Below are 16,744 nucleotides of genomic sequence, written 5' to 3'. Positions count from 1 at the left end.
AGCCTGGTCCACCTGCCCCAGCGGGTCTTCGTCGCCCCGGCGGTCCGGAACCCGTTCCCCGGGCGCCGCGACGGGCGCCGGTCAGCTCGGCGCGGCGAGCGGGGCCGGCGGAGCGCCCGGCACCCGGTCGGCCAGCTCCGCGAGAGCAGCCGGGAAGCCGTCGGCCAGCCGCCACAGGTCCGGCAGCAGGTCGGGGCACGACTGCAGACCGAAGTGCAGGCCGCCGTCGAGCGACAGGACGGTGATGTTCAGGCCCGCGCCGTGGTAGATCGGCCCGAACGGGTACAGCGCGGTGATCCGCGCGCCGAGGTAGTACAGCGTGTCCGTCGGCCCGGGGATGTCGGAGACCACGAGATTGTTCAGCACCGGGAGCACGTTGGGCAGCCGCAGCGCCGAATACAACCGCAGGGCCGCCCCGAACGCCGCGCCCGGAGCCACCTGGCCCCAGCTGCCGAGCAGGTCGGGGTCGAAGGTGGCGTGGTGGGCCTTGGCCGCAGTCTCGTCCGCCGCGACGGCGTGCAGCCGCACGACGGGATCGGCGATCTCGGTGTGCAGCCGCCCCATCAGCACCGAAATCTGGTTGCCGGCGTCCCCCCGGGCGCGTCCGTGCACCGAGACCGGGACGGCGGCCACCAGGGGAGAGGCCGGCAGTTCGCCGCGGGCGGCGAGATATCGGCGCAGAACCGAGGCGCACAGGGCCAGCACGACATCGTTGACCGTGACGCCGAACGCGCGCTTGACCGCCTTCACGGCCGCGAAATCCAGCGTCACGAACGCGACGTTGCGACGGCCGGTGACGCGGCGGTTGAACGACGTCCGCGGCGCCGTGAGCGGCACCGCCATCGCCTCCCCTCGCCGCGCCCGGCCCACCCACCGGGGCACCATGGCCGCGCTGGACCGCACCGCGCGGGCGAGGTCCAGCGGCCGGGTGGCGAGATCGGCAACGCCGCCCGCGGCGACGGTCAGGCGGTTCGCCCCACCGACGCCGGGCGACTCGGGCCGCGGTGGCGGGGCGCCGGGTTCGCGGTCGCACAGCTGCGCCAGCAGGGTCGCCCCGGCGAGGCCGTCCACGACGGCGTGGTGGATGCGCGTCAGCACCGCGACCGAGCCGTCGGCCAGTCCCTCGAACACCGCGGTCTCCCACAGCGGCCCGGACCGGTCGAACCGCTGGGCGAAACGCTGCCCACAGAGCACGGCCAGTTCGGCCGCGGTGCCCGGGGGCGGCACGGTGAACCGGCGCACGTGCCGGCCGACGTCGAAATCGGGGTCGTCCACCCACACGGGATGGCCGGGATTGAGCCGGGAGTCGACCACTCGCCGGCGCAGCAGCGGCACCGCCGCAACGCGCGCCTCCAGGTCGGAGCCGAGCCGTTCGAAGGAGTAGCCGCCCGGCACGGTCGAGACGTCGAGCAGGGCCAAGCCGCCGATCTGCACGGGCAGCCCCGGCGAGTCGGTGTAGAGGAGCGCGGCGTCGAGCCCGCTGAGCCGACGCATGCCTCGATCATAGGACCGCGGGGTGCGCCGGTGCACCGCTCTCCGTGCCGTCGGCGACTCGGGACTCGGCGACGGCTCAGTGCTGCAGGCGCGTCACGCCCGCCGGGGGCAGGCCCGCCGCATACGCGAGCACCTCGCAGAACGCCTCCACGTGCGGTCCGAGCTCGCCGGACTGTGCGGTCCACGACGCCCGTAGCTCCAGCTGATGCGCCCGCGCCGGGCCGGCGATGTCGCCGAAGCGCACCGAACTCGTCGACGTCACGGTGCCGCCGAGCGCCGTCAGCGGCTCGCCGTGCGCGTCGAGCGCATCGACCAGCCAGCTCCAGGCCACCTCCGGCAGCAGCGGATCGGCAGCCAGGGTGGCGTCCACGTCGGCCTGGATGTAGGCGACGAGCCGCATGGTGCCGTTCCAGGCCTCGTCGCCCTCCGGGTCGTACAGCAGGATCAGCCTGCCGAACGCGTCGCCCTCCGATTGCTCGGGCACCAGGTCGGTGTCCGGATGGAGCACCTCCGCGCCCAGCGCATAGCTGTACGGAGCCAGCCGCTGCGGCGGCCGGATCGGACCCACCTCGATCTCCGGCCGCACGGTGGCCGCGTTCATCGAGTCGATGGCAGCGCGGAACTGGGCCGGCTCGGCGGGCGAGGTGGTCACGACAGCGGACGTTAGACCGGGTGACCGGGACCACGCGGGAGGCGCGCCGATTCCGGAGGGGTGGCCGGGCGTGGCAGCATGGGCAGCGACCCGTGCCCTTGGACGAACGAGGATCAATGACCGGCCTGGAGAACACGAACGTCGGCTCCACCCCGCGTGTGGATTACCCGACGCGGCGCCAGCTCCCGCAGGCGCCCCTGCTCGCCGCCGCGCGGGGACTCGAGCCGGCGCACCGGCCCGTGTGGTTCATGCGGCAGGCCGGCCGGTCGCTGCCGGAGTACCGCGAGATCCGGGCGAACATCGGCATGCTCGAGTCCTGCTTCGATCCCGAACTGGTCTGCGAGATCACCCTGCAGCCGGTGCGCCGGCACCGGGTGGACGCCGCGATCCTGTTCTCGGACATCGTCGTTCCGCTCAAGGCCGCCGGGATCGACCTCGACATCGTGGCCGGGACCGGACCGGTGATCGCGAACCCCGTGCGCACCGCGGCGGACGTCGCGAAGCTGCCCACCCTCGAACACGACGAGGTCGGTGCCGTCGCACGGGCGGTGGGGCTGCTCACTCGCGAACTCGGCGACGTCCCGCTCATCGGCTTCGCCGGGGCGCCGTTCACCCTCGCCTCCTACCTCGTCGAGGGCGGACCCAGCCGCAACCACGAGCGCACCAAGGCCCTCATGCACGCCGATCCGCGCACCTGGCACGCCCTGCTGGGGCGGCTCGCCGACATCACGATCGCGTTCCTGCAGGCTCAGCTGCACTCCGGCGTCGACGCGATCCAGCTGTTCGACTCGTGGGCCGGCGCGCTGTCGCTGGCCGACTACCGCGAATTCGTGCTGCCCCATTCGGAACGCGTGTTCGCCGAGGTCGAGTCCGCCGGCGTGCCGCGCATCCACTTCGGTGTCGGCACCGGCGAACTGCTCGGCGCCATGGGCGAGGCCGGCGCAGATGTGGTCGGCGTGGACTGGCGGGTGCCGCTGGACGTCGCCGTCACCCGGGTGGGGGCCGGAAAAGCGTTGCAGGGCAATCTCGATCCCGCGATCCTGTTCGCCGGACCCGAGGTGGTCCAGGCCGAGGTGCGCCGCATCGTCGCCGAGGGTGACCGCGCCCGCGCCGCGGGGGCGACCGGGCACATCTTCAACCTCGGGCACGGCGTCCTGCCCGACACCGATCCGGACGTCCTCACCGCCGTCGTCGAACTGGTGCACTCGCTGTGAGCGGTGCAGGAGCACCGAGCGTCGCCGTCGTCGGCGGCGGCATCACCGGGCTCGTCGCGGCGTACCGGTTGCGTCGCCTGCTCGGCGCGCACGCCCGGATCGTCCTCCTCGAGGGCTCCGAGCGGCTCGGCGGGAAGCTGCGCACCGTGCCGCTCGCCGGGGATCCGGTCGATGTGGGGGCGGAGGCGTTCATCGGCCGCCGCCCCGAGGTCCCCGCGCTGCTCGAGGAGCTGGGCCTGAGTGACCAGCTCGTGCACCCGTCCGGGGCCCGGCCGCTGATCTACGCCGGTGCCGCGCTGCATCCGCTGCCCAGCGGCACCCTGATGGGGATCCCCGCCGACGCCGGGTCGCTGACCGGTCTCGTCGACGCCGACACCCTTGCGCGGATAGCGGCCGAGCCCACCGTCCCGCTGTACTGGGACCGCGCCGGCGACGTCTCGGTGGCCGACCTGGTCGCCGACCGGTTCGGCGAGCAGGTGGTGCGCCGCTCCGTCGACCCCCTTCTCGGCGGCGTCTACTCCGGGCTCTCCGACACCGCGGGCGTGCGGGCCACCCTGCCGACCCTGGCCGCAGCCCTCGACGCGGGTGCCCCGAGCCTGAGCGAGGCGGTCACCCGTGCGCTGCCGGAGCCCTCGGACGCGCCGGTGTTCGGCACCCTGCGCGACGGCTACGGCACGCTGCTCGACGCGCTGGAGAAGGCCGCCGACGCCGAGATCCGGCACGCCGCCGCGAGCGGTCTGCGCCGCGCCGGCGGCCGCTGGAACCTCGACCCGATCGGACCCGTCGACGGTGTCGTACTCGCGGTGCCGGCCGACCGTGCCGCCGAGCTGCTCGCCGACGCCGTCCCGGCGGCGGCCGCGCAGGCGTCCCGGATCCCGCTCGCCTCGTCCGCGGTGGTGGCGCTGGCACTGCCGAGCGGTGCCGCGTTGCCGCAGAACTCCGGGATCCTCGTCGCCACCGGTGAGGACCTGTCCGCCAAGGCGTTCACCCTGTCGAGCCGCAAGTGGCCCCACCTGGCCGGGCGCGACGTCGCGCTGGCCCGCGCGTCGTTCGGCCGTTACGGCGAAGCCGCGATCGTCGACGCCCCCGACGACGAGCTGATCGCCCGCGCTCGCGCCGACCTCGCCACCGTCACCGGGGTCACCGACGAGCCCGTGGCCACGTTCGTCCAGCGCTGGCACGGCGGCCTGCCCCAGTACCGGGCCGGGCACCTCGACGTGGTCGCCGTCCTCGAGGACGCGATCGCTACCGTCGACGGCCTCGAGGTCGCCGGCGCGATGCTCCACGGCGTCGGAGTCCCCGCCTGTGTCGCATCAGGCACGACGGCCGCGACGCGGCTCGCTACGCGAGTGGCAGGATGAGCGGCATGGCACGTCTCGACTTCGACAAGCTCAACTCCACCCTCCGCTACGCGATGTTCTCGGTGTTCCAGGTCCGGCCCGGTGTCCTCGGCGAGGACCGCACCGCGGCGATCGAGGACGCGCAGAAGTTCTTCGCGTCCTTCGAGAACACCGATGTGATCGTCCGCGGCATCTACGACGTCGCCGGCGTCCGCGCCGACGCCGACTTCATGATCTGGACCCACGCCGAGCGGCTCGAGGATCTGCAGAAGCTCTACTCCGATTTCCGGCGCACCACCGTCCTCGGCCGCGCCAGCGCTCCGGTCTGGTCGAACGTCGCGCTGCACCGGCCGGCGGAGTTCAACAAGAGCCACGTCCCGGCCTTCATCGCCGGCGAGGACCCCGGCAACTACATTTGCGTCTACCCCTTCGTGCGGTCGTACGAGTGGTACCTGCTGCCCGACGCCGAGCGCCGCAAGATGCTCGCCGACCACGGCAAGGCCGGCCGTGGCTACCCGGACGTGCGCGCCAATACCGTCCCCGCGTTCGCGCTCGGCGACTACGAGTGGATCCTGGCGTTCGAGGCGCCCGAACTGGACCGCATCGTCGATCTCATGCGTGACCTGCGCGCCACCGAGGCCCGCATGCACGTCCGGGAGGAGACCCCGTTCTTCACCGGTCCTCGCGTCGACGTCGAGAAGCTGATCACCGCGCTGCCCTGACCCGCGCCGCGGCGCCGCCACCGGGGACGGCGCCGCAGCCCGGGCGTGCTCAGGCGGGCAGCCCCGCGATCCGCTCACCGATCCGTTTCGCCGCCTCGCGCAGCAGTTCCAGTTCCTCCGGTGTCAGGTCCAGCTCGACGATGCGCCGCACGCCGCGGCGCCCCAGGACCACCGGGAGACCGACGAACACGTCGCCGATGCCGTACTCGCCGTTCGGGCGCACCGTCGCCGACACGACCGTTCCCGAGTCGGCGACCATCGCCAGCACCATGTGCGCGGCGGCGGTGCCGGGACCGAAGAACGCGCTGCCGGACTTCAGCAGCCCCAGAACCTCCGCGCCCGAGGTGCGGGTGCGGTCGACCAGCTCGTCGAGGCGCGCGGCGTCGAGACGCGCGGCGATCTCCGGTGCCTGCGACAGCGGGATCACCATCTCCTCGCCGTGGCTCCCGAGCGCCACGGCGCCGAGCTCCCGCGCCCCCCCGGCCCCGTCCGCGGCGGCCAGCGCCCGGAACCGCCCCGCGTCGAGCAGCCCGGCCATGCCCAGCACCTGCTCCGCCGGCAACCCCGAGCTGCGCCACGCCTGGTACGTCATCTCGTCCAACGGGTTCGTCACCACGACGAGCACCACGTCGGGGGAGACCGCCGCCGCGCGCCCGGCCACGTCGCCGACGATCCGGGCGTTCGTCGCGGTGAGGTCGCTGCGACTCATCCCCGGCCGGCGGGCCTTGCCGGCGGTGATGATCACGTAGTCCGCGGGACCGGCCTCCTCCAGCGACACCGCCCCCCGTACCCGCGTCCCGGAGCCCGTCAGCGCGCCGGTGTGGGTCAGGTCCAGAGCGATCCCCGCCGCCAGGCCGGGTTCGACGTCGACGAGCACGACCTCGTCGAACACGTCCGCGTCGGCCAGGCGCATCGCCGAGATCATGCCGACGTGCCCGGCTCCGACCACCACCGCGCGGGCCGGGGCCCCGCCGGATTCGACACCTTCCGCCATCAACGCCTCCCTCTCGTCGGGTACGGCTGTCGCCGTCCGTCGATGCCCACGCTAGGTCCCCGGGCGCCGCTCGGCTCGCCGATCGGACGCTGCGCGCCCACTGGCAGACTGTGCCCCATGAGTTCTCGAGCCGTGCGACACCAGCACATGGCGCACTGGGGGATGTTCGAGGTCGAGACGGACGAGGGCGACGTCACCGCCGTGCACCCCTTCGAAGGCGACACCGACCCGTCGCCGATTCTCGCCAACGCCGTCGGCTCGGTGCGGCACCGGTCGCGCGTGGCCGGACCTGCGGTGCGCCGGGGCTGGCTCGAAGCAGGACCGGGCCCCAGCGACCGACGTGGGGTCGACGAGTTCGTCGCGGTGTCCTGGGACGAGCTGACCGAGCTGCTCGCCGGTGAGCTGCGGCGCGTGGTCGACACGCACGGCAACCGGGCGATCTTCGGCGGCTCGTACGGCTGGTCGTCGCCGGGCCGGTTCCACCACGCGCAGAGCCAGGTCCACCGGTTCCTGAAGATGCTCGGCGGTTACACCCGATCGGTGCACAGCTATTCGCTCGGCGCGACCGGCGTGATCATGCCGCGCGTGGTCGGCACGCACTGGAAGCTGTTCGCCCGCGCCACGAACTGGGACGTCATCGCCCGCGAGACCGACCTGATGGTGTGCTTCGGTGGGGTGCCGCTGAAGAACACGGCGGTCAACGACGGCGGCACCAGCCACCACCCCACCCGCGGCGCGCTCGACGCCCTGCGCGCCCGCGGCGGGACCGTGGTGTCGATCAGCCCCCTGCACGACGACCTGCACGGCGCCGCCGAGCGGCTCGCGCCCCGGCCCGGCACGGACGTCGCGGTCATGCTCGCCCTCGCCTACGTGCTCGCCACCGAGGACCTCGCCGACCGCGACTTCCTCGACCGCTACTGCGTCGGCTACGACCGGTTCGAGGACTATCTCCTCGGCCGCACCGACGGCGTCGCCAAGACCCCGCGGTGGGCAGCCGGCCTGTCCGGCCTGCCCGCCGAGGCCATCGCCGCGCTGGCCCGGCGCATGGCCGCGGGCCGCACCCTGATCACGGTCACCTGGTCGCTGCAGCGGGTCCGGCACGGCGAGCAGGCGCCGTGGGCGGGGGTGACCCTCGCCGCGATGCTCGGCCAGATCGGTCTGCCCGGCGGCGGCTTCGGGCACGGCTACGGCTCGATGAACGAACCCGGCATCGCGCCCGTCCCGTATCCGCTGCCGACCCTGTTCCAGGGCAACAACCCGGTCGACGACCTGATCCCGGTGGCCGCGATCTCCGACCTGCTGCTGCGGCCGGGGCAGGAGTACGACTTCGACGGCCGGCGCCTGACGTACCCCGACATCCGGCTCGTGTACTGGGCCGGCGGCAACCCGTTCCACCACCACCAGGACCTGGGCCGGCTGCGCCGCGCTCTGACCCGGCCGGACACGATCGTCGTGCACGACCCCTACTGGACCGCGACGGCCAAGCACGCCGACATCGTGGTGCCGTCCACCACGTCTCTCGAACGCGAGGATCTCAGCTGCACCCGCAACGCCCCGCTGCTCGTCGCGATGCACGCCGCCGCCCCGCGATTCGCCGACGCCCGCGACGACTACGACACGTTCGCCGCCCTGGCGCACCGGCTCGGCTTCGGTGAGCGGTTCACGGAGGGTCGCAGCGCCCGCGAGTGGCTCGAGCACCTGTACGGGCAGTGGCGTGGCTTCGTTCTCGCCGACGAGAACCGCGTCGAGACACCGCCCGAGTTCGACGAGTTCTGGCGGCGCGGCCACGTGCGGATGCGCAGCGAGGACGGGCTCACCCTGTTCGAGGAGTTCCGTGCCGACCCGCAGCGCAATCCGCTGGGCACCCCCAGCGGGCGCATCGAGATCTTCTCCGCCGATATCGACGGCTTCGGATACGACGACTGCGCCGGGCATCCCGCCTGGTTCGAGCCGGAGGAGTGGCTCGGGGGCCCGCGGGCGCAGCATTACCCGCTGCACCTGATCGCGAACCAGCCGAAGACCCGCCTGCACAGCCAGCTCGACCACGGCGCCACCAGCCAGGCCTCGAAGATCCGCGGGCGTGAGCCGATCCGGATGCACCCGGACGACGCGGCGGCACGCGGCGTGGCGGCCGACGACGTTGTGCGGGTCTTCAACGATCGGGGCGCCTGCCTGGCCGGCGCCGTCCTCGACGACGGCCTGCTGCCCGGCGTGGTGCAGCTGGGCACCGGCGCCTGGTACGACCCCCTCGACCCGGCCGACCCCGGCTCGATGTGCGTGCACGGCAACCCCAACGTGCTCACCGCCGACATCGGCACGTCGCGTCTCGCACGCGGTTGCACGGGCCAGCACGTGCTCGTGCAGATCGAGCGCTTCGACGGGGAACTGCCGCCGGTCCGGGCCTTCGACCCGCCGGTGATCCGCACGCGCTGACCCTTCCGGCTTCCCGTGCGCCGAGCGAATGTATCGCTCGCTACCGCTACGGAGATCGACGATACATTCGCTCGGAGCCGGGCCCGGCGGTCACAGCCCCAGCGAGCGCTGCACCTCCCGCAGCGTCTGCGCCGACGCCCGCAGCCCGGCGGCCTCGTCGGGCGACAGCGGGATCTCGAGCACCCGGCCGGCGCCGCGGCCGTCGACGATCGTCGGCAGCGACAGGCACACCCCGTCGATCCCGTGCGCGCCGCGCTGCAGTGTCGAGACCGGCAGCACCCGGTGCTGGTCCCTCAGCACCGCCTCCACGATCCGGGCGGTGGACAGGCCGATGGCCAGGTTGGTGGCCCCCTTGCCCAGGATGATCTCGTAGGCGCTGCGGACCACCCGCGTGGAGATCTGCTCCCGGATCGCGGCGTCGAACGCCGCCGCACCGTTCTCGTCCCGGTACTCCGTGGCCGGCACCCCGCCCACCGTCGCGCTCGACCACAGCGTGATCTCGGAGTCGCCGTGCTCGCCGACGATGAGGGCGTGCACGTTCTCCACCGCGATGCCGACGTGCTGCGCGACGAGGAAGCGCAACCGCCCGGAGTCGAGAACCGTGCCGGACCCGAGGATCTGTCCGGCGGGGGCGTCGGTCGCGCGGATTGCCGCATACGTCACCACGTCGACCGGGTTGCTGACGAACAGCACCACGGCGTCGGGGGAGAGCGCGAGGAGGGCGGGCGTGAGCTCCTGCACGATGCGCACGTTCGCCGCCGCCAGCTCGAGCCGTGACTGGCCCGGCTTCTGCTTGGCGCCCGCCGTCACGACGATCAGGTCGGAGCCGGCGGTGACGGCGAGGTCGTCGGCGCCGTCGATGCGGCACGCCGGGGCGAACTGGGTGCCGTGGTTCAGGTCGAGCACCTCGGCCCGCACCTTGTCGGTGTTCGGATCGAACAGGGCCAGCGAATCCGCGGAGCCACGGATCAGGCACGCGTAGGCGACGGCGGTGCCGACGCTGCCGGCACCGACGATCGAAACCTTGGACTTGCGGGACGCACGGGTCGTCGACATGGACTCGATCGTCGTCGCTCCGCGCTCGATCCGCAGCCCGACCCCGCGGCCGCTAGCCTTCGAACCATGAGCGTTCCACCGTTCGACGCCGTGCTGTTCGACTTCTCCGGCACGTTGTTCCGGCTCGAGGAGGACGAATCCTGGCTGGCCGACGTCACCGACGACCGGGGCCGACCGTTCGACGTGCACCGGCAGGCCGAGCTGATGCGCCGGATGACCGCCCCGACCGGCCAGCCCGTCGAGATGGATGCCGCCGAGCATCACGCCTGGATCAACCGCGACCGGGATCCCCGCTGGCACCGCGACGCCTACCTCACGGTGCTGCGCCGCTCCGGGGTCGCCGACGAGGAGCAGGCCCTCGGCCTGTACGCGAAGCTGACCGATCCGCGGTGCTGGACGGTGTACCCGGACACGGTCCCGGTGATCGAGGCCCTCGCCGGCGAGGGCCTCGCCGTGGCGGTGCTGAGCAACATCGCCTTCGACATCCGGCCGGCGTTCGCGGCGCTCGGCATCGACGACCTGGTGTCGGAGTTCGTGTTGTCCTTCGAGGTCGGCGCGGTCAAGCCGGAGCCGGAGATCTTCCGCCACGCCGTCGATGCGCTCGGTGTGTCCCCGGAGCGCACGCTGATGGTGGGCGACAGCGAGGAGGCCGACGGCGCGGCCCGACGCATCGGCTGCTCGTTCGCCCTCGTGGAGCCGCTGCCCACCGCCGAGCGTCGCCGGGGGTTGTGGCGGGCCCTGTTCGCGGCCGGCCTCAGTCCTTCGGAACCAGGCGCAGGGAGATCGAGTTGATGCAGTACCGCTGATCGGTCGGGGTCGGGTACCCCTCGCCCTCGAACACGTGCCCGAGGTGGCTGTGGCAGGACGCGCACAGTACCTCCACCCGGCGCATGCCGAGGGAGTCGTCGGACCGCAGGATCACCGCGTCGCTCGTCGCCGGATCGAAGAAGGAGGGCCACCCGCAGTGCGAATGGAACTTCTCGGTGCTGCGGAACAGTTCGGTCCCGCAGGCGCGGCACTCGTACACGCCCTCGGTCTCCGTGTCGGTGTACTCGCCGACGAAGGGCCGCTCGGTGCCGGCCTGCCGCAGCACCGCGTACTCCTCGGGGGTGAGGCGCGCGCGCCATTCGTCGTCGCTCAGGGACACCTTCGGCGCGGGTTCGGTCGGGACAGGGTCAGCCATGCGCTCCACGCTAGCCCTCACCACGGTTCGTCGCCACGAGCTCGGCCTGCGGCGCGGTCTTGCGTTCCGGCAACAGGAACGACGGCTCGATGCCGTCCGCCAGCCGGCCCTCCCGCCGGGCGGCCAGGTACCGGTCGAGCAGCACCGCGAAGATCACGATGAGCAGCAGCGACCAGCCGAACGTCGTCTTCATGTACTCGGCGGCGCGGCCGGCCTCCGGCCACCGCCCCGACAGCCAGCTGTCGTAGCTCATGAAGCCGTAGACCGCGAGCCACGCCGGCCAGTTCCGCATCACCGAGTTGGGCAGCACCACCGTCATCAGCAGCGGGAACAGCATCATCGAGTAGTACATCTGGCCGAGCGAACCGAGCAGGAACGACGCGGTGAGCAGCACCCCGGTGCTCGTGCCGACGAAGAACAGCTCGTCGTGGCGGCAGTACCGGTACAGCAGCCACAGCGAGACGACGACCATGACACCCAGCACGACGCGCAGCGCGAGGATCAACCACGCCGGCAGGCCGTAGTACATGCCGTTGCCGACGATCGCGCTGTTGAAGTAGTCGCGCGCCTCGAACAGGTACGGCGTGGTGCGCTCGACGAACGCCCACGCATCCACCGAGAGCGGCCACGCGACGAGCGTCAGTCCGAGGGGGACCGCCGCGGCGGTGGCGAACACCTTCCACTGCCGCCGCACGAACGGAATCAGCAGCAGCGGCGCGAGGATCGGTTTGACCGCGAACGTCAGCCCGATCGCGACGCCCGCCCACAGGTCGCGCCGCCGGAGCAGCAGCGCCAGGAAGGTGACCTCGCCGAGCAGGACGAGGCCGTTGATGTTGGTGAACACCAGGGTGTTCGTCACCGTCTCGGAGCTGAACGCCGCGAGCAGCAGGATCGGCGCGAGCACCGAGTCGAGGCCGTAGCCGAACATCCGCAGCAGCAGGTACAGCGCCACGATGATCGCGATCGCGTTGGCGATGATGAACAGCCACCGCGATCGCTCCGGGTCGATCACCGCGATCGGGGAGATCAGCAGGGTCCCGGACGGCGGGTACAGGTAGTGCGGGTCCACCCACTCGAAGTTCGCGGTGTACACGGGCCGGCGGTTGAGAAACGCCAGGGCCGCGTTGTAGACGGGGGTGAAATCGTCGGTGCGGAATCCGTTGACGGCCTTGACCGCCACACGGTGCAGCACCGTGAGCACGGCCAACGGCCACACAACGCACTTGACCACCTCCGCGGTGGTGCGGGCGGTGCGGGGCTCGAGGCGGCTGAGGAACACTACGGCACGGTACACCGGGAGCCGGTGGTGGCCACCCACCGTCCCCTCCTCGCGGCGCCGGGCCCGGGCCACGTCGGACGCGGGGTCACGCCGGGCACAGGCTGCCGTTCGGCGGTAGCGCACCGGTGTCGAGATACTCCGCCACCCGTGTCTGGATGCAGCCGGAGTGCAGGGCCGCGGAGTATCCGGCGCCCTGCCACGACAGCGCCGCCCACCGCGCCGAGACGGCGGTGAGGGCTCCGGTGACCGAGTCGAGCCCCGCGCTGCCGACGAGCGGGTCGGCGGCGCCCGTCGTCACCAGCACGGGCACGCGGACCTCCGCCGGCAGCGGCGGGGTCGGCATGCTCGGCCAGGCGCTGCACGCGGTGAGACCGATCGCCGCGTCGCCACCGAACAGTGGGTAGTTCGCCGACCACGTCCGCTGCAGTTCGGCGGCCCGTGCCGTCGTGGGCCACCGCTGCCCGTCGCTGCAGCGGGAGACGAACTGCCCGTCGGACAACAGCACGGCCTCGGCGGCGCCGACGAGCTCGAGCATCGGCGTCACGTCGCCCGCGCCGGCCGCGGACAGCGCGTCGGACAGCTCGCGGACCCGGGTCGGCGCGTCGCTGCGGGGAGTCCCCAGGAACCACGTCACCGCGGTGAGCAGGGAGTTCGACGACAGCGGGGCGAGCGTGCCGGCCGCGGCCCGGGCGTGCAGATCCTCGAGCGCGGCCCGCGGATCCGGGCCCAGCGAGCACGCCAGCGCAACGCACTGGCGGGCGAATGCGTCGACCGCCGACTCTGCGCCGCGCACCCGGCTCTCGGCGAGCATCTCGGCGTCGGCGGTGGCCGCGGCGGGGGAGTCGAGGACGAGACGGCCGAGGGTCGTCGGGTACTTCGACGCGTAGGCCAGGGCGACCGTGGCGCCGTTGCCGATGCCGAGCACACCGATCCGCTCGACCCCCCACGTGGTGCGCAGCTGCTCGAGATCGTCGGCGGCGTGGGCGGCCCCGAACAGCAGTTCCTGCGGCTGCAGGTAGTCGGTGCATGCGATGGTGGCCTGCCGGCCGAGCTCGGCGACCCGGTCGGGTCCGTCGCCGGTACGACCGAACTGTCCGTGGTCGGCCAGGGCGCGTCGGTCCGCTCCGAAGATGCACTCGATCGGCTGGGACGCACCGAGGCCGCGCCGATCCACCGCGACGACCGGCCGGGAGGCCACGAGCTCGGCGAGCGAGCCGGTCGACAGCGCGGCCAGCGCCCGGGTGGAGGGCAGGTCCGCCCCCGTCGTCATGACGAGCGGGGCCGCATCGGCGGGGGTCTGCGCCAGCCGGGCACGCAGCACGTCGAGGGGGAACGAGCCCGGCACGGTGCCCGCGGCGTCGATCGCGGCCGGAATCTGGGCGCACTCGAGGACGAGACCCGTCGGGCCCGGCGGCAGGGCCTGCGCGGCGAGGGTGTCGGCGGTGCAGTCGCGCCAGTCCAGGTCCCGGGCGGGCACCGGCAACTCGGGCGCGGCGGCCGGGTCCTCGCCGGTGGGGGTGGCCCGGCCGTCCGCCTCCTGCACCACGGCGACGTCGGGACGCACCGAGGGGCCCGCCCCGCACGCGGCGGTCATCGCTCCGAGCACGACGATGCCCATCGTGAGCACACCGGTTCTGCGCATGGGCACAGCCTGCCAGGTCGGTGCGGCGGGCCGCGCACGTGACCGGATCGTCCGATCCGCCGGACGTGACGATCAGGTGTACGTGATGTGAAGTAGGTCGCAATCTGCCCTCGGTGTACCGGTCGCCTCGAGCTCCGGCCCTACCCTGGAGAAATGCACGAACGTCTCGTCGATCGCAATCCCGTGGTGCCGTCCGACCAACTGGTGGCCCAGATGGTTCCGCCCGCGATGTTCGACGACGTGAGCTTCGCGTCCTACATTCCCGATCCGAACGAGCCGAGCCAGGCGACCGCCGTCCGGACGGCGGAGGAGTTCGCCCACAAGATCGCCAAGATCCGGGGCGGTGGCCGGCGCGGCCTGTTCGGCCGCAAGGCGCCGTCCACCGGCGCCGGGCTCTACCTCGACGGCGGCTTCGGCGTCGGCAAGACCCACCTGCTGGCCTCGATCTTCCACGCGGCGCCGTCGCCGAAGGCGTTCGGCACGTTCGTGGAGCTGACCCACGTGGTCGGCGCTCTCGGCTTCAACAAGGCCGTCGAGGAGCTGTCGAACCACAGCGTGCTGTGCATCGACGAGTTCGAGCTCGACGACCCGGGCGACACGATGCTGGTGTCCCGGCTGCTGACCGAGCTGTCCGCGCGAGGCGTGTCCATCGTCGCGACGTCCAACACCCTGCCCGGGCAGCTGGGGGAGGGCCGGTTCGCGGCGCAGGACTTCCTGCGCGAGATCAAGAAGCTCGCCGCCATCTTCGAGACCATCCGTGTGGACGGACCCGACTACCGGCACCGCGACCTGCCACCGGCACCGGACCCGATCAGCTCCGAGGACCTGCTCGATCGAGCCGATGCGGTGGCCGGCGCCACCCTCGACGACTTCGACGAATTGTGCGCGCACCTGAGCACGCTGCACCCGTCGCGGTACGGCAAGCTCGTCGAGGGCGTCCCGGCGGTCTTCCTCAACGGGGTCCATCCCGCCCACGACCAGTCGGTGGCGCTGCGCCTGGTGGTTCTCGCCGACCGGCTCTACGATGCGAGCATCCCGGTGACCGTCGCCGGCGCGAAGCTGGACGAGATCTTCACCGCCGAGATGCTTGCCGGCGGCTACCGCAAGAAGTACCTGCGCGCGACGTCGCGCCTGCTGGCACTGTCGCGGTTCGAGACCGCGGCCAGCTGAGTCACGCTCCCGGCGGACGCCGCCGGGAGCGCAGGACCTCGCGTCAGAGGGTGCGTTGCATGACGTAGTCGTGGTGGGTCTGCGAGCCGACCTGGAACGTCCGCGTCCCCACGACCTCGAACTCGTTCTTGGCGTAGAACCGCCGGGCGCGTGAGTTCTGTTGGTTGACCCCCAGCCACAGCCCCCGGCAGCCGGTCGCCCGGGCGTGGTCGACGATGGCAGCCATCAGTGCCGCCGCCACACCGGTGCCGTGCTTGCCCGGGAGCACGTAGAGCTTGCTGATCTCGGTGGTCGGCAGCGCCGTCACGGCTTCGCGGACCGCCGGGTCGGCGGGTTCGGCATCGATTGCCATGAGGTAGCCCACGATCTCGCCACCGACCGTCGCCTTGAGGACGATGCGGGTCGGGTCGGTGAGGTACTCGCTGAACCGTTCCGCGGACAGGGTCTCGTCGATGAAAGCGGCGATGTCCTCCTGGGAGGCATCGGACGGGCAGGCCAGGGGGAACGTGGTGGCCGCGACGTCGGCGATGGTCTCGGCATCCCAGATCCCGGCCTGCTCGACGGAGACGTTCGCGGTGGATTCCTCGAGTGACGGCGTTGGCATAGCAACCAGTAGATCACTCGGCGCTCCGCCGCGGCGACGCTCGGGGAACGGAGCACGCCCGAGGTCCGGAAATGGCTGAACCCCAGCCTTGGATGGGGGGTCATGGCTGGGGTTCATTACCATCGGGGGGATGGCACCTCCGACAATACATGAGGGATTCCTCAGGTTCCAGCCGGGTGGGTCACGGTTCGGTCACGCGCCGGTTACCGGGGTGGTTGCCTTCTGCGAGCCGACGCTCTACTGTGGGCTCTCATGAAGCGCGTACTCGTAGTTCACCGCCGTAGCGGGGTCTGATTCGGACCGACCCCTCGCTGCGGGTCGTTGAGCTACCTGTCGGTCCTCCCTTCGCGCGGAAGACCTCCTTCGATGAACGCCTTCACCTCCACCGCTCTGATTCCTGCCGCCGGCTGCACGGACACTCCCCGCTCGGCGCCGATCGATCCCTTCGCCGCACGCTACGGTCGGTTCCTGCCGCGCGAGCTGCGCGCCGAGTCCGCCGGCATGAGCTGGGCCGAGTTCACCGCCACCTATGCGCCGCAGCACGGGCCCGTGCGGCTCGGTGGCTGGTACGCCGAGGCTGCGCGCGCCGGCCGCTGCAACTACGAGGCCACCTTCGGCGTGGGGGAGACCATCCACACCGCCGCGGCGACCGCCACCGGCCCGGTGTCTGCGATGACCGCCATGATGCACACCCTCGGGATGCCGCTCGAGATCCTCTCCTTCCACCAGTTCGACCTCGGTGACACCCACGCGACGTTCCTGCTGTGCGAGGCGGACGGCCGCCGGCTCTGGAGCATGGGAATCGCGGCGACCGGGACCGAATCGGCACTGCGCGCGATGACCGCCGGCGCCAACCGGCTGCATGCCTCCCGCTGACGGGGTGGCGATACGGCGAAGGCCCTCCCGGTCGGGAGGGCCTTCGCCGTGTGGATGGTGCGCGATACTGGGATTGAACCAGTGA

At 72.2% G+C, this 16,744-nt stretch carries 15 protein-coding genes; 7 read left to right on the top strand and 8 right to left on the bottom strand.

The window, feature by feature from the left end:
- Positions 1-81: 81 nt before the first annotated feature.
- Positions 82-1,494, bottom strand: a complete 1,413-nt coding sequence (locus tag CQZ88_RS14145; protein WP_029543440.1) for a wax ester/triacylglycerol synthase family O-acyltransferase — start codon at positions 1,492-1,494, stop codon at positions 82-84.
- A gap of 76 nt (positions 1,495-1,570) precedes the next feature.
- On the bottom strand, positions 1,571-2,146 hold the full coding sequence (locus tag CQZ88_RS14140) for a DUF3000 domain-containing protein (protein WP_006938090.1): 576 nt from the start codon (positions 2,144-2,146) through the stop codon (positions 1,571-1,573).
- Positions 2,147-2,262: 116 nt separating this feature from the next.
- Between CQZ88_RS14140 and hemE the strand changes: the two genes are divergently transcribed.
- The 3 genes from hemE to hemQ are packed head-to-tail and all read left to right on the top strand — an operon-like array spanning position 2,263 to position 5,422.
- A complete protein-coding gene (gene hemE, locus CQZ88_RS14135) occupies positions 2,263-3,360 on the top strand; it encodes a uroporphyrinogen decarboxylase (RefSeq protein ID WP_043798170.1) in 1,098 nt (365 codons plus the stop codon).
- Positions 3,357-4,721 (top strand): protoporphyrinogen oxidase, encoded by a 1,365-nt coding sequence (locus CQZ88_RS14130; RefSeq protein ID WP_102799922.1) that lies wholly within the window; start codon positions 3,357-3,359, stop codon positions 4,719-4,721. Before hemE ends, CQZ88_RS14130 begins: the two co-directional genes overlap by 4 nt.
- A 5-nt stretch (positions 4,722-4,726) precedes the next feature.
- Complete coding sequence (gene hemQ / locus CQZ88_RS14125; RefSeq protein ID WP_006938082.1) at positions 4,727-5,422, top strand: hydrogen peroxide-dependent heme synthase; 696 nt, start codon at positions 4,727-4,729, stop codon at positions 5,420-5,422.
- A 49-nt stretch (positions 5,423-5,471) separates the two neighbouring features.
- On the opposite strand, the gene CQZ88_RS14120 is transcribed toward hemQ, so the two are convergent.
- The gene (locus tag CQZ88_RS14120) at positions 5,472-6,416 is read right to left on the bottom strand and encodes a lactate dehydrogenase (RefSeq protein WP_102799921.1); all 945 of its coding nucleotides are present in this window, start codon (positions 6,414-6,416) and stop codon (positions 5,472-5,474) included.
- A 147-nt stretch (positions 6,417-6,563) separates the two neighbouring features.
- On the opposite strand from CQZ88_RS14120, the gene CQZ88_RS14115 reads away from it, so the two are divergent.
- On the top strand, positions 6,564-8,849 hold the full coding sequence (locus tag CQZ88_RS14115) for a molybdopterin-dependent oxidoreductase (protein ID WP_102799920.1): 2,286 nt from the start codon (positions 6,564-6,566) through the stop codon (positions 8,847-8,849).
- Between the two features lie 90 nt (positions 8,850-8,939).
- Here CQZ88_RS14115 and CQZ88_RS14110 read toward each other — a convergent pair whose 3' ends face one another.
- Positions 8,940-9,905, bottom strand: coding sequence for an L-lactate dehydrogenase (locus tag CQZ88_RS14110; protein WP_006938078.1), 966 nt, complete (start codon positions 9,903-9,905; stop codon positions 8,940-8,942).
- A 66-nt stretch (positions 9,906-9,971) separates the two neighbouring features.
- Here CQZ88_RS14110 and CQZ88_RS14105 point away from each other — a divergent pair, with 66 nt between their 5' ends.
- Positions 9,972-10,697: an HAD family hydrolase gene (locus CQZ88_RS14105; RefSeq protein ID WP_006938076.1), complete on the top strand. Its 726-nt coding sequence runs from the start codon at positions 9,972-9,974 to the stop codon at positions 10,695-10,697.
- Here the strand turns inward: CQZ88_RS14105 and msrB are convergent.
- The 3 genes from msrB to CQZ88_RS14090 are packed head-to-tail and all read right to left on the bottom strand — an operon-like array spanning position 10,660 to position 14,009.
- Positions 10,660-11,088 carry a peptide-methionine (R)-S-oxide reductase MsrB gene (gene msrB, locus CQZ88_RS14100; RefSeq protein WP_037201669.1) on the bottom strand — a complete coding sequence of 143 codons (429 nt, stop codon included), beginning with the start codon at positions 11,086-11,088 and terminating at the stop codon, positions 10,660-10,662. The genes CQZ88_RS14105 and msrB overlap by 38 nt on opposite strands.
- A 10-nt stretch (positions 11,089-11,098) precedes the next feature.
- Positions 11,099-12,406 carry a glycosyltransferase family 87 protein gene (locus CQZ88_RS14095; RefSeq protein WP_006938070.1) on the bottom strand — a complete coding sequence of 436 codons (1,308 nt, stop codon included), beginning with the start codon at positions 12,404-12,406 and terminating at the stop codon, positions 11,099-11,101.
- A 46-nt stretch (positions 12,407-12,452) separates the two neighbouring features.
- Entirely contained in the window at positions 12,453-14,009 is a 1,557-nt protein-coding gene (locus tag CQZ88_RS14090; RefSeq protein WP_180987016.1) for an alpha/beta hydrolase, read from the bottom strand.
- Between the two features lie 153 nt (positions 14,010-14,162).
- Between CQZ88_RS14090 and zapE the strand changes: the two genes are divergently transcribed.
- The gene (zapE, locus tag CQZ88_RS14085) at positions 14,163-15,179 is read left to right on the top strand and encodes a cell division protein ZapE (RefSeq protein ID WP_043798161.1); all 1,017 of its coding nucleotides are present in this window, start codon (positions 14,163-14,165) and stop codon (positions 15,177-15,179) included.
- A gap of 43 nt (positions 15,180-15,222) precedes the next feature.
- On the opposite strand, the gene CQZ88_RS14080 is transcribed toward zapE, so the two are convergent.
- Positions 15,223-15,783: a GNAT family N-acetyltransferase gene (locus tag CQZ88_RS14080; protein WP_006938062.1), complete on the bottom strand. Its 561-nt coding sequence runs from the start codon at positions 15,781-15,783 to the stop codon at positions 15,223-15,225.
- Positions 15,784-16,149: 366 nt separating this feature from the next.
- On the opposite strand from CQZ88_RS14080, the gene CQZ88_RS14075 reads away from it, so the two are divergent.
- A complete protein-coding gene (locus CQZ88_RS14075) occupies positions 16,150-16,659 on the top strand; it encodes a hypothetical protein (RefSeq protein WP_006938061.1) in 510 nt (169 codons plus the stop codon).
- The last annotated feature ends 85 nt before the right edge of the window (positions 16,660-16,744 follow it).

Source organism: Rhodococcus sp. ENV425, assembly GCF_002887785.1.
GTDB lineage: Bacteria > Actinomycetota > Actinomycetes > Mycobacteriales > Mycobacteriaceae > Rhodococcus > Rhodococcus aetherivorans.
This window is presented reverse-complemented; position numbering and strand designations above follow the sequence as displayed.

What these genes read in the sequence shown, in the direction of transcription:
- CQZ88_RS14080 (WP_006938062.1), bottom strand. Translation starts at nt 15,783, where the DNA reads ATGCCAACGCCGTCACTCGAGGAATCCACCGCGAACGTCTCCGTCGAG.
- CQZ88_RS14120 (WP_102799921.1), bottom strand. Translation starts at nt 6,416, where the DNA reads ATGGCGGAAGGTGTCGAATCCGGCGGGGCCCCGGCCCGCGCGGTGGTG.
- hemE (WP_043798170.1), top strand. Translation starts at nt 2,263, where the DNA reads ATGACCGGCCTGGAGAACACGAACGTCGGCTCCACCCCGCGTGTGGAT.
- hemQ (WP_006938082.1), top strand. Translation starts at nt 4,727, where the DNA reads ATGGCACGTCTCGACTTCGACAAGCTCAACTCCACCCTCCGCTACGCG.
- CQZ88_RS14115 (WP_102799920.1), top strand. Translation starts at nt 6,564, where the DNA reads ATGGCGCACTGGGGGATGTTCGAGGTCGAGACGGACGAGGGCGACGTC.
- CQZ88_RS14090 (WP_180987016.1), bottom strand. Translation starts at nt 14,009, where the DNA reads ATGCGCAGAACCGGTGTGCTCACGATGGGCATCGTCGTGCTCGGAGCG.
- zapE (WP_043798161.1), top strand. Translation starts at nt 14,163, where the DNA reads ATGCACGAACGTCTCGTCGATCGCAATCCCGTGGTGCCGTCCGACCAA.
- CQZ88_RS14110 (WP_006938078.1), bottom strand. Translation starts at nt 9,905, where the DNA reads ATGTCGACGACCCGTGCGTCCCGCAAGTCCAAGGTTTCGATCGTCGGT.
- CQZ88_RS14105 (WP_006938076.1), top strand. Translation starts at nt 9,972, where the DNA reads ATGAGCGTTCCACCGTTCGACGCCGTGCTGTTCGACTTCTCCGGCACG.
- msrB (WP_037201669.1), bottom strand. Translation starts at nt 11,088, where the DNA reads ATGGCTGACCCTGTCCCGACCGAACCCGCGCCGAAGGTGTCCCTGAGC.
- CQZ88_RS14145 (WP_029543440.1), bottom strand. Translation starts at nt 1,494, where the DNA reads ATGCGTCGGCTCAGCGGGCTCGACGCCGCGCTCCTCTACACCGACTCG.
- CQZ88_RS14075 (WP_006938061.1), top strand. Translation starts at nt 16,150, where the DNA reads ATGAACGCCTTCACCTCCACCGCTCTGATTCCTGCCGCCGGCTGCACG.